Below are 13,109 nucleotides of genomic sequence, written 5' to 3'. Positions count from 1 at the left end.
GGGTGCAAGCGGGACGAATCTTAAAGCCCCTCCCCTTCAGGGGAGGGGAAGGGGTGGGGGCTCTCCCCAGGTGCAACGTCGTGAGGCACGCCCCCACCCCAACCCCTCCCCTGAAGGGGAGGGGCTTAGGAGGACGCGGCCCGCGCTTCCTTCACCGCCTTCTCCAGCTCCTCCAGCGGCAGTGCGGCGGAGACGACCTTCGTTCCGATCACCCAGCTGGGTGTGCCGGTCAGCCCCAGCGCCTGGGCCACCTGGCGGTTGGCGGCGATCTCTGCCTCGGCCCGGGGCGTCATCGCCGCCGCCTTGGCCAGATCGATCCCGGCCGACTTGGCCGCCGCCTGCATCGTCTGCGCGCTCACCGGCCCGGCCGCATAGAGCGCATCGTGAAAGGCCTTGAACTTGCCCTGATCCGCCGCCGCCAGGCTGAGCCGCGCGGCGGTGATGCTGTCCTCGCTCAGGATGGGGAATTCCTTGAACACCACGCGCACGCCCGGATCGCGGCGCACCAGCTCGGCGATTGCCGGCAGGCTGGAGCGGCAATAGCCGCAATTATAATCGAAATATTCGACCAGGGTGACATCGCCCTGGGGATTGCCGATCCACGCATCGCCAAACGGTTCGAGGATCGCGGCGCGGTTGGCGGCAATGGTCTTGCCGGTCTCGCGCTGTTGCAGACGCTTCATCGCCTCGGGAATGATCTCGGGATGCGTCAGGACATACTCGCGCACCGTTTCCTCGACACGGGCCTTGTCCGCCCCCTCTAATGCGCCCGGCGCGGCGCGTTGCGCCACCCACAGGATGCCGCCGCCGGCCAATGTCGCCGCCAGCAGCAGCGCGGCCAGCGTCAGCGAGGATTTGGTTTCGGCATAGATCATCGTCTGCGATACTTTTTCGGGTTGTCGTCCATGTCGTTCTGCGCGGTCATGGCGATGTCCTGCGCGCGGATCCAATCGGACGTGTTGGGGGTAAGCCCGGCCATCGCGCCGCGCGCGCTATAGGCTGCGGTGCGCGAATCGCCGTTCTGGCTGGCGCGCTCGGCGGTCGCCAGCAGGGCGCGGGGCTCATCGCCGATGCGCTCATAGACGGTACCAAGCTGATACCAGGCAAACGGGTTCTGATCGTCACGCTGCACGGCCTGGCGCAGCACGCGCACCGCCTCGGGGTAATTCTTGGCGTCCTCGGTGGCGATCAGCGCGTGGCCGAAGGTGGTGGCCACCAGCGGAGAATTGTTCGATCGATCGGTCGCTTCGCGCAACGGCGCGATCGCCTCGCTCGGCTTGCCCGCTTCCAGCAGGATCTGCCCCTGGATCTCCAGGAAATAGGGATCGTGCGGATCAGCCTTGATCAGCGCAGCCGCCTCGGCATCGGCTTTGGCGGGATAGCCCGATTTGTGCCAGGCATAGGCCCGCGCATAATGCGCGTACACGCTCTGATCTTCTTCCGGATAGGTGTTCAGCGTGGTCTTGGCATCGGCGACATAGCCGTTGAGCTTGGCCTTCACGCGCTTGAAGCGTTCCTCCAGCGCGAGATCGGGTTTGGCGTTCCATGATTTGCCGGCCATCAGATCGTTGCGCAGATTTTCGATGCGTTGCCCGCTCAACGGATGGCTCTGCGCAAACGGATCGATATTCCGCAGGCCATAGGCATATTCCTGGCTCTGCAACTTCCTGAAGAAAGACAGCATGCCGCGCCCGCTGACGCCGGAACCGTTGAGATATTTGGCGCCGGCGGCATCGGCAGTCGATTCCTGCACCCGGCTGAAGGCGAGGAACTTGCCCATGCCGGCGGCCTGGCCGAGCCCCATGATCGCCATCCCGGCATCGCCCGCGCCGGCCACCGCCGCGGCCAGCCCGACGACCATGCTCAGCAGCGTGATGCCCATCGCCGGCTTGCTGCCGGCATCCTGCAGCACGACATGGCCATCGGCGATATGGCCCAGCTCGTGCGCGATCACGCCCTGCACTTCATTGGCATTGTCGGCCGCGGCGAGCAGCCCGGAATGGATATAAACGGTCTGCCCGCCGGCGACGAAGGCGTTGATTGAGCCATCGTTGATCAGCACGACGCGGACATTGGCGGGCGACAGCCCGGCGGCGACCACCAGCGGCCGCGACATATCGGCGAACATCTGTTCGGTCTCGGCGTCGCGCAGGATCGATTGCGCCGCCGCGGGCTGCGCCCAAAGCAGCAGGGAGGCCGCGACACCGGCGATCCAGGACTTCGCGCTGCTGCGTTTCATGACGCACATATCGGGGAGTTTTCCAGCGCTGGCAATCGGAGGATGCAGCGATGCGTCGTGGCGCGTGAACGGGCCGTGAAGCGGGCAGGCGCCAATCGCCGCCGGCCCGCCGGCGACCGCCCCAACGAAAAACCGCCGCCCGGGACATCCCGGACGGCGCTTCTTTCAGTTCATGCCGATGAGGCGCGCCCCGATCACTCCTTGATCAGGTAATCGCCCGCATCCGCATCGGTGCCCGTGCCGCTGGTCACGACCGCGCCCAGCGCATCATCACCGGTATCGTCCGCCACGTTGCGCAGCTTTTCGGCAGCACGTTCCTCGGCGGCCGAATTGGCCATGGCGATCGACACTTCGGCCATCTTGCGCTGCGACACGCGCAGCACCGCATCACGGCTGGAGGCGGCGATGCGCATCCGGTTCATGCCCGCGCCGGTACCGGCGGGGATGAGCCGGCCCACGATCACGTTCTCCTTCAGGCCGGTCAGCGTGTCCTTCTTGCCCTGCACCGAAGCTTCGGTCAGCACGCGCGTGGTCTCCTGGAACGACGCCGCCGAGATGAAGCTGCGCGTTTGCAGCGACGCCTTGGTGATGCCGAGCAGCACGGGCTTGCCCTGTGCCTTGACCTGCTTCTTGTCGAGCTTGGAGTTATACTCGTCCATCTCGTCGCGATCGACCTGCTCGCCCGCCAGCAACGTGGTGTCGCCGCCATCGGTGATCTCAACCTTCTGCAGCATCTGACGAACGATCGTCTCGATGTGCTTGTCGTTGATCTTCACGCCCTGCAGACGATACACTTCCTGGATTTCGGACACGAGATATTCGGCCAAGGGCTCGATACCGAGCACTTCGAGAATATCGTGCGGATCCGGCGAACCGCCGATCAGGTTATCGCCGCGCTTGACGTAATCGCCTTCCTGCACGTCGATCACCTTGGACTTCGGCACCAGATACTCGACGACCTCGCTGCCATCCTCGGGCTGAATGCCGATCTTGCGCTTGGCCTTATAGTCCTTGCCGAACACGACACGGCCCGAGACCTTCGCGATGATGGCATTTTCCTTCGGCTTGCGCGCTTCGAACAGCTCGGCCACCCGCGGCAGACCACCGGTGATGTCGCGCGTCTTGGCACTCTCGCGGCTGACACGCGCCAGCACGTCGCCGCCCTGGACCGTCGCCCCATCCTCGACCGAGAGCGTGGCGCCCGCGACCAGCATGTAACGGCCGGCTTCTTCCGCGCTGTCGCCGGTCAGCGTCAGGCGAGGACGAAGATCCTCCTTCTTGGAGGCGATGCCGCGGTTTTCGGTGACGACCCGCTGCGAAATGCCGGTCGCTTCGTCGGCCTGCTCGGTGAGCGTCTTGCCCTCGATCAGATCGACATATTTCACCACGCCCGGGTTTTCCGTGATCACCGGCATGGTGAACGGATCCCATTCGGCCATCCGGTCGCCCTTTTCGACGATGTGGCCATCATCGAACAGCACGTATGCGCCGTAGGGGATGCGATGCACCGCACGCTCGCGGCCATCCATGTCGACGATCGCCACTTCGCCCGAACGGCTCAGCACCACGCGACGGCCGCGCTGATCGACGATGACGCGCAGGTCACGATATTCCATCGTGCCGTCGGCCACTGCCTCCAGGTTGGACGTTTCATTGAGCTGCGCCGCGCCACCGATGTGGAACGTACGCATGGTCAGCTGCGTGCCCGGCTCACCGATCGACTGCGCGGCGATAACGCCGACCGCTTCACCGATGTTCACCGGCGTACCGCGGGCGAGATCGCGCCCGTAGCACTTGCCGCACACGCCGATCTTCGTTTCGCAGACCAGCGGGCTGCGGATCTTGCACGATTGCGTGCCCAGCGCCTCGATCGTGGTGATCATCGGCTCATCGAGCAGCGTGCCCGATGGGATGACAACCTTATTGGTCTTCGGATCGATGATGTCCTCGGCCGTGGTGCGGCCCAGGATACGCTCGCCGAGCGACGCGATGGTCGAGCCACCCTGAACGATCGCGCGCATTTCCAGCGCGCGGGTCGTGCCGCAATCCAGCTCGATGATCACGCAATCCTGCGAAACATCGACCAGACGACGCGTGAGATAGCCCGAGTTGGCGGTTTTCAACGCCGTATCCGCGAGACCCTTACGGGCGCCGTGGGTGGAGTTGAAATATTCAAGGACGGTCAGGCCTTCCTTGAAGTTCGAGATGATCGGCGTTTCGATGATCTCGCCCGATGGCTTGGCCATCAGCCCGCGCATGCCGGCGAGCTGCTTGATCTGCGCCTGCGAACCACGGGCACCGGAGTGCGCCATCATGTAGATCGAGTTGATCGGTGCTTCGCGGCCGTTGGGCAGCTTCTTCACCGATTTGATCTCGTCCATCATGGCGTTGGCCACCTGGTCGCCGCAACGGCTCCAGGCGTCGATCACCTTGTTGTACTTCTCCTGCTGCGTGATCAGGCCGTCCTGATATTGCTGCTCGAAGTCCTTCACCAAGGCCTTGGTCTCATCGACCAGACCGATCTTGGCGTCCGGAATGATCATGTCGTCCTTGCCGAACGAGATGCCCGCCTTGAACGCATGCTTGAAGCCCAGTGCCATGATCGCATCGGCGAACAGCACGGTCTCCTTCTGGCCGGTGTGACGATAGACCTCGTCGATCACGTCGCCCACGTCCTTCTTGGTCAGCAGGCGATTGACGGTGTCGAACGGCACTTTGTGCGCCTGCGGGAGCGTCTCGCCGAGCAGCATGCGGCCCGGCGTCGTCTCGTAACGCTTCATGATGCTCTTGCCGTCGGCATCGATCTGCGGAACGCGGCTGATGATCTTGGTGTGCAGGGTCACCGCGCCAGCTTCCAGCGCCTGATGCACTTCGGACATGTCCGAAATCATCATGCCCTGGCCGGGCTCGTCTTCCTTGAGCATCGACAGATAATACAGGCCCAGCACCATGTCCTGCGACGGCACGATGATCGGCTTGCCGTTGGCGGGCGACAGGATGTTGTTGGTCGACATCATCAGGACGCGCGCTTCGAGCTGTGCCTCGAGGCTCAGCGGGACGTGCACGGCCATCTGATCGCCGTCGAAATCGGCGTTGAACGCGGAGCAGACCAATGGGTGAAGCTGGATCGCCTTGCCCTCGATCAGCACCGGCTCGAACGCCTGGATGCCCAGACGGTGAAGCGTCGGCGCGCGGTTCAGCATGACCGGGTGCTCGCGAATGACTTCGTCGAGAATGTCCCAGACTTCCTTGCGCTCCTTCTCGACCCACTTCTTCGCCTGCTTCAGGGTCATCGACAGACCCTTGGCATCGAGACGCGCGTAGATGAACGGCTTGAACAGCTCGAGCGCCATCTTCTTGGGCAGGCCGCACTGGTGCAGCTTGAGTTCCGGCCCGGTCACGATGACCGAACGACCCGAATAGTCGACGCGCTTGCCGAGCAGGTTCTGACGGAAGCGGCCCTGCTTGCCCTTGAGCATGTCGGACAGCGACTTCAGCGGACGCTTGTTGGCACCCGTGATCGTGCGACCGCGGCGACCATTGTCGAACAATGCGTCGACGGCCTCCTGCAGCATGCGCTTCTCGTTGCGGACGATGATGTCCGGCGCGCGCAGCTCCATCAGGCGCTTCAGGCGGTTGTTGCGGTTGATCACGCGGCGATACAGATCGTTCAGATCCGACGTCGCGAAACGACCACCGTCAAGCGGCACCAGCGGGCGCAGCTCGGGCGGGATGACCGGCACGACCTCGAGGATCATCCATTCGGGCTTGTTGCCCGAATCGATGAACGATTCGACGACCTTCAGGCGCTTGATGATCTTCTTGGGCTTCAGTTCCGACTTGGTAACCGCCAGTTCTTCCAGCAGCTCCTTGCGCTCGCCCTCGAGATCCAGATCCTGCAGCATGATGCGCACGGCTTCGGCGCCGATGCCGGCCGAGAAGGCATCTTCGCCATACTCGTCCTGCGCGTCGAGCAGCTCGTCCTCGGTCATCAGCTGATACTTTTCGAGCGGGGTGATGCCCGGCTCGATCACGATATACGCCTCGAAATACAGCACGCGCTCGAGCTGCTTGAGCTGCATGTCGAGCAGCAGGCCGATGCGGCTCGGCAGCGACTTCAGGAACCAGATGTGCGCGACGGGCGCCGCCAGCTCGATATGGCCCATGCGCTCGCGGCGGACCTTCGAAACGGTGACCTCGACGCCGCACTTCTCGCAGACGATGCCCTTGTATTTCATGCGCTTGTACTTGCCGCACAGGCACTCGTAATCCTTGATCGGACCGAAGATGCGCGCACAGAACAGGCCGTCACGCTCGGGCTTGAACGTGCGATAGTTGATGGTTTCCGGCTTTTTGATCTCACCGAACGACCACGAACGGATCTTGTCCGGGCTGGCGATGCCGATCTGAATCTGGTCGAAAGTCTCGGCCTTGACGACCGGATTGGCGAAATTGGTCAGTTCGTTCATTCTGATTCTCCAGTTCCCTCACCTTGCGGGAGGGCCCCTTAACTCCCCTCCCGCGTGCGGGAGGGGTTGGGGGAGGGGATGTCGTGAGGAAGCGCCTGACCCAACAGGCCCTCCCCCGACCCCTCCCGCAAGCGGGAGGGGGGAAGAAGGTGCTTACTCCGCCGCGATGGCGACGCCGTCGGTGTCGAACTGTTCCACGCTGGTCAGCTCGATGTTCAGGCCCAGCGAGCGCATTTCCTTGACGAGCACGTTGAAGCTCTCCGGAATGCCCGCCTCGAACGTGTCGTCGCCCTTGACGATCGCCTCATAGACCTTGGTGCGGCCGACCACGTCGTCCGACTTCACCGTGAGCATTTCCTGCAAGGTATACGCCGCGCCGTAAGCCTGGAGCGCCCAGACCTCCATCTCGCCGAAGCGCTGCCCGCCGAACTGCGCCTTACCACCCAGCGGCTGCTGCGTGACGAGCGAGTACGGCCCGATCGACCGTGCGTGGATCTTGTCGTCGACCAGATGGTGGAGCTTCAGCATATAGATGATGCCCACCGTCACCTTGCGATCGAACATATCGCCCGTGCGCCCGTCGAACAGTTCCGACTGACCCGACGTGTGCAGCCCGGCAAGGCTCAGCATGTCGGACACATCGGCCTCGCGGGCACCGTCGAACACGGGGGTGCCCATCGGCACGCCGGTCTTCAGGTTGCTTGCCAGCTCGATGATCTGCTCGGGGCTGCGTGCCTCGATCTCCGCCGCATAATGCTCGCCATACACTTCGAGCAGACGCGCCTTGACCGCTTCCGGCATCGCGCCGGTTTCGGGGTTGGGATTGGCCTCACGCCAATCTTCCAGCGCGGTGTGGATCTGCTGACCCAGATTGCGCGCCGCCCAGCCGAGATGCGTTTCGAAGATCTGCCCGACGTTCATGCGGCTCGGCACGCCCAGCGGGTTGAGCACGATATCCACCGGCGTCCCATCGGCGAGGAACGGCATGTCCTCCGCCGGCAGGATGCGCGAGATCACGCCCTTGTTGCCGTGACGGCCGGCCATCTTGTCGCCCGGCTGCAGCTTGCGCTTCACCGCCACGAACACCTTGACCATCTTGAGCACGCCTGGCGGCAGCTCGTCGCCACGCTCCAGCTTGTCGCGGCGATCCTGGAACTTGTCGACGATCACCTTCACGGCATCGTCATACTGCACCTTGACCGCTTCGAGATCGCTCTGCGCCTTGTCGTCGGCAACCGAGAATTTCCACCATTCGTGACGATCGACCTGGTCGAGCAGATCCTGATCGATCACCGCGCCCTTCTTCAGGCCCTTGGGCACCGAAGTCGAGGTCTGGCCGATCAGCATCTCGCGCAGCCGGCTCCAGGTCGCGCGGTTGAGGATCGAACGCTCATCGTCCGAATCCTTCTTCAGCCGCTCGATTTCCTCGCGCTCGATCGCCATCGCGCGCTCGTCCTTGTCGATGCCGTGGCGATTGAACACGCGCACCTCGACGACCGTACCGGCAACGCCCGGCGGCAGGCGGAGCGAGGTATCGCGCACGTCCGACGCCTTCTCGCCGAAGATCGCGCGGAGCAGCTTTTCTTCCGGCGTCATCGGCGATTCCCCCTTGGGGGTGATCTTGCCGGCCAGGATGTCGCCCGGCTCCACTTCGGCGCCGATATACACGATGCCTGCTTCGTCGAGGTTGCGGAGTGCTTCCTCGCCGACGTTGGGGATATCGCGTGTGATGTCCTCCGGCCCGAGCTTGGTGTCGCGCGCCATCACTTCGAATTCTTCGATGTGGATCGACGTGAACACGTCGTCCTTCACGATGCGCTCGGAGATGAGGATCGAATCCTCGTAATTATACCCGTTCCACGGCATGAACGCGACGAGGCTGTTGCGGCCCAGCGCGAGCTCGCCAAACTCGGTCGACGGGCCATCGGCAAGCACGTCGCCGGCGTTGATCACGTCGCCCACCTTCACCAGCGGACGCTGGTTGATGCAGGTGTTCTGGTTCGAGCGCTGGAACTTCATCAGCGTGTAGATGTCGACGCCCGATCGGCCCGCTTCCACGTCGCCGGTCGCCCGGATGACGATGCGTGCCGCATCCACCTGATCGACGATGCCGGCGCGCTTGGCCGAGATCGCTGCGCCAGAGTCACGCGCCACGGTCTCTTCCATGCCGGTGCCGACGAACGGCGCCTCGGCCTGGACGAGCGGCACGGCCTGACGCTGCATGTTGGAGCCCATCAGCGCGCGGTTGGCGTCATCGTTTTCCAGGAACGGAATGAGCGATGCGGCAACCGAGACGAGCTGCTTGGGGGAAACGTCCATCAGCGTGATGTTGGTCGGGATCGCCATCAGGAATTCGCCCGCCTGACGCGACGAGACCAGTTCCTCGGTGAAGCCGTTATCCGCGTCGAGATCGGCGTTGGCCTGCGCGATCGTGTGCTTGGCTTCTTCCATCGCCGACAGATAGACGACGTCATCCGTCACCTTGTGATCGACGACCTTGCGGTACGGCGTCTCGATGAAGCCATACTTGTTGACGCGCGAGAACGACGCCAGCGAGTTGATCAGGCCGATGTTCGGGCCTTCCGGCGTCTCGATCGGGCAGATGCGGCCATAATGCGTCGGATGAACGTCGCGGACTTCGAAGCCCGCGCGCTCGCGCGTCAGGCCACCTGGTCCAAGCGCCGACACGCGGCGCTTGTGGGTGACTTCGGACAGCGGGTTGGTCTGATCCATGAACTGCGACAGCTGCGACGAGCCGAAGAATTCGCGCACCGCGGCCACCGCCGGCTTGGCGTTGATCAGGTCGTTCGGCATGACGGTCGACACGTCGACCGACGACATGCGCTCCTTCACGGCGCGCTCCATGCGGAGCAGGCCGACGCGATACTGGTTCTCGAGCAATTCGCCGACCGAGCGGACACGACGGTTACCGAGGTTGTCGATATCGTCGATATCGCCCTTGCCGTCCTTCAGATCGACGAGCGTCTTGATCACCGCGAGGATATCCTCGCTGCGCAATGTCGTCACGGTATCCTCGGCATCGAGGTCGAGACGCATGTTGAGCTTGACGCGACCGACCGCCGACAGATCGTAGCGATCGGGATCGAAGAACAGCCCGCTGAACAAGGCTTCCGCCGTTTCCAGCGTGGGCGGCTCGCCCGGGCGCATGACGCGGTAGATGTCGCTCAATGCCTGCTCGCGCTCCTCGGCCTTGTCGACCTTCAGCGTGTTGCGGATCCATGGGCCCGTCGCGATGTGATCGATATCGAGCAATTCGATGCGATCGATCCCGGCCTTGTCGAGCAGCTCGAGATTGTCGGCCGATACTTCGTCGCCCGCCTCGATATAGATCTGGCCGGTCGTCTCGTTGATCAGGTCATAGGCGCTGTACCGGCCGAAGATTTCCTCGGTCGGGATCAGCAGATCGGTGAGACCGTCCTTGGCCGACTTGTTGGCGGCGCGGGGGGAAATCTTCTGGCCCGACGGGAACACGACTTCGCCGGTCTTCGCATCGATGATGTCGAACATCGGCTTCTGGCCGCGCCAGTTCTCGGCCTGGAACGGAATGATCCAGCCACCCTGGCCGCGGACGAAGGTCACGCGGTTGTAGAAGTGGTTGAGGATTTCCTCCGACGTCATGCCGAGCGCGTACAGCAATGCCGTCACCGGCAGCTTGCGCTTGCGATCGATGCGAACGTTGACGATGTCCTTGGCGTCGAATTCGAAATCGAGCCACGACCCGCGATACGGGATCACGCGTGCCGCAAACAGATATTTGCCCGAGGCATGCGTCTTGCCGCGGTCATGATCGAACAGCACGCCCGGCGAGCGGTGCATCTGGCTGACGATCACGCGTTCCGTGCCGTTGATGATGAAGGTGCCGTTGCCCGTCATCAGGGGCATGTCGCCCATATAGACGTCCTGCTCCTTGATATCGAGCACCGAGCGGGCATCGGTATCGGCGTCCACCTCGAACACGATCAGGCGCAGCGTAACGCGCATCGGCGCGGCATACGTGATGCCGCGCTGGCGGCACTCGTCCGTGTCGAACTTCGGCGGCTCAAGCTCGTAATTGACGAAGTCGAGCTCGGCGGTGCCGGCGAAATCGCGGATCGGGAACACCGAACGCAGCGTCTTCTCAAGGCCCGAAACATAGCCGGTCGCCGGATCGGAGCGCAGGAACTGCTCATACGATTCGCGCTGAACCTCGATCAGGTTCGGCATCTGCACGACTTCGTGGATATTGCCGAAAACCTTGCGGATGCGACGCTTCAGCGTGCCGCCGTCATATGCCTTGGATGCCATGTAGTCTTGCCCTCGGTCTTGGCCTGGTGAGGCCGAAATTAGGTGCCCGGATCGCCCGGGCGGGCACGCAGAAAACGCCAAAAAGCCGCGTGTTATCCTCCTCGGAAAACAGCAGCTTGTCGGCGTCTATGAAACCAAAATTCCCAATACGATCGATGCACTGCGCGACGGCACATCATTTCCCGAGGATTGTGGTGGAAGTCGGATATAGGCGCAGGGGCGGATTTAGTCAAACGCCCGAGGGAACAAAATCCCGCGAGGCCCGGCACGCGTTCCCGCCCGCTTTGGGTAGCACATGACCTTAAGATCGTCACCCCGGACTTGGTCCGGGGTCTGCCGCGCATCAAGCGCCGGCGGAGGTGATCGGAGGCCACCTTGCCGTTCGAGCTGCTGGCGATGAAGAGTGGTCCGCAATCGGGTCCCAGCGGCAGTGTCTCGTCCCTAACCAAAGTTCGCTCCAACGATCCTCCCCCGCCAGGGGGAGGTGGCGCCGAAGGCGACGGAGGGGGCGGACTCCCGCCGCCAGTGTCGCGAACCGCCCCCTCCGTCGTGCTGCGCATGCCACCTCCCCCTGGCGGGGGAGGATCACTGGTAATCGCGGGTCAGTCGAGCGTCCTTCCAGGTCGACAGCGCGCGCAAGCAGATGTCGCACGAAGCCACGAAGCCACGAAGCGGTGAAGATCCATCTTCTCTTCGCGTCTTCGCGTCTTCGTGTCTTCGTGCGAGTCTTACCTTCTTCCCCCGACGCCCGAACACCGCCAGCGACCCCGCCAGCGCGCCCGATCGTCCCTCCCGGCTTGCCGCGCCCGCCGCGCCCGCCCTATGGCGCTCGCGTGAACTGTTCGGGAAAAGACGCGTGGCCTGTCGCTTAGCTTTATCGTTGATCGCCGTCCCGCTGCTGCTCGCGGCGCTGCCCGCCGTGGCGCAGAACGAGCAGGGCCAGTTGGTGCCCGGGCTTGAAGGTTTCGATCTCCGCGGCCCGCGCCCCCGCCCGACCGAGGCGCCGCTCGCCCCATCCGCCGTGCCGACCGTAGCTCCCACGCCGCGCGCCACCCCCCGCGCCACCCCCCGCGCCACCCCCATGCCAGCGCCCACGCCGCGCGCCACGCCGACCCCGGCATCCGCCGCGCCGCGCCCCGCCGCGCCCCCGGTGGCCGCGCCGATCGCGCCCGCGCCGCTGCCGCCAATCGAAACCCCGGCCACGCCGCCCGCGCCCCAGCCGCGCCCCGTCGCCACGCCCGCGCTCACGCCCATGCCCACGCCCGCATCCGAGCCGCAGCAGGTTGCGGGCTCGCGCACCGATTCCCGGCTGATCATACTCGCCATCGTGCTGCTGCTGGCCGCGCTCGGCCTCGCCGCCTTGCTCTATCAGCGCTATCGCCGCCGCCAGCGCGCGGCTTTCATCGAGGCGGAGGAGATCGCGATCGACCTCAGCGATACCGCGCCGCCCCAGCCCGAGCGGCACGACCCTCCGGCGCCGCTGCCCACCGCCGCCGCCCCCATACCCGCCCCCATACCCGCGCCCGTACCAACGGCGCCGGCGCCGTCCTTCCTGCGCGTGGCGCAGCCCGAGGCGCCGCGCGCCCGGCTCGAGCTCACGCTGCGCGTGGTCCGCGCGGGCACCAATCTCACCAGCGCGGCGGTCGATTACGAGCTCGACGTGCGCAATATCGGAGACGCCACCGCCATCGGCATCCAGCTCGATCTGCGCCTGTTGAGCGCCAGCGCGGAGCAGGATGCGTTTCTCGCCGCGCTTTACGCCGCGCCGATCGGCCGCCCGGCCGTCGCGCCGTTCAATCTCGCCGCGAGCGAGCAAGTGTCGCTGGCCGGCATGGCGATGCTGCCGCAGGAGGCGCTCAACGTAATGACGGTGCAGGAACGCCCGTTCTTCGTGCCGTTGCTGTCGCTCAACCTCCTTTATGGCTGGGGCACCGCGGCCAGCGGTCAGGTCGCCGGCGCCTATGTCATCGGCATCGACAAGGGGGCGGAGGCCAAGATGGCGCCGTTCCGGCTCGATACCGGGCCGCGCATGTTCGATCGCGTCGGCGCGCGCCCGCACACGCTCGCGGTGGAGCGCTAGGCTCCTGCCCAAGTGA

Annotated in this window: 5 protein-coding genes; 1 reads left to right on the top strand and 4 read right to left on the bottom strand. The window is 64.5% G+C overall.

The features are described from left to right. Nucleotides 1-125: 125 nt before the first annotated feature. The 4 genes from ABC969_RS04925 to rpoB form a co-directional block, all read right to left on the bottom strand. Nucleotides 126-875 (bottom strand): DsbA family protein, encoded by a 750-nt coding sequence (locus ABC969_RS04925; RefSeq protein WP_345863373.1) that lies wholly within the window; start codon nucleotides 873-875, stop codon nucleotides 126-128. After that, on the bottom strand, nucleotides 872-2,239 hold the full coding sequence (locus tag ABC969_RS04920) for a M48 family metalloprotease (protein WP_345863372.1): 1,368 nt from the start codon (nucleotides 2,237-2,239) through the stop codon (nucleotides 872-874). The genes ABC969_RS04925 and ABC969_RS04920 overlap by 4 nt, the downstream gene beginning before the upstream one ends. A 194-nt stretch (nucleotides 2,240-2,433) precedes the next feature. Then, nucleotides 2,434-6,708, bottom strand: coding sequence for a DNA-directed RNA polymerase subunit beta' (gene rpoC / locus ABC969_RS04915; protein ID WP_345863371.1), 4,275 nt, complete (start codon nucleotides 6,706-6,708; stop codon nucleotides 2,434-2,436). A 153-nt stretch (nucleotides 6,709-6,861) separates the two neighbouring features. Continuing rightward, nucleotides 6,862-11,013 (bottom strand): DNA-directed RNA polymerase subunit beta, encoded by a 4,152-nt coding sequence (gene rpoB / locus ABC969_RS04910; RefSeq protein WP_345863369.1) that lies wholly within the window; start codon nucleotides 11,011-11,013, stop codon nucleotides 6,862-6,864. 856 nt (nucleotides 11,014-11,869) lie between these two features. Here rpoB and ABC969_RS04905 point away from each other — a divergent pair. Then, nucleotides 11,870-13,093, top strand: coding sequence for a hypothetical protein (locus tag ABC969_RS04905; protein WP_345863367.1), 1,224 nt, complete (start codon nucleotides 11,870-11,872; stop codon nucleotides 13,091-13,093). Nucleotides 13,094-13,109: the final 16 nt, after the last annotated feature.

The organism is Sphingomonas qilianensis (assembly GCF_039614825.1).
In the GTDB taxonomy this organism is placed as follows: domain Bacteria; phylum Pseudomonadota; class Alphaproteobacteria; order Sphingomonadales; family Sphingomonadaceae; genus Sphingomonas; species Sphingomonas qilianensis.
The sequence above is the reverse complement of the archived record's forward strand: the minus strand, read 5'-3'. Positions and strand labels throughout refer to the sequence as shown.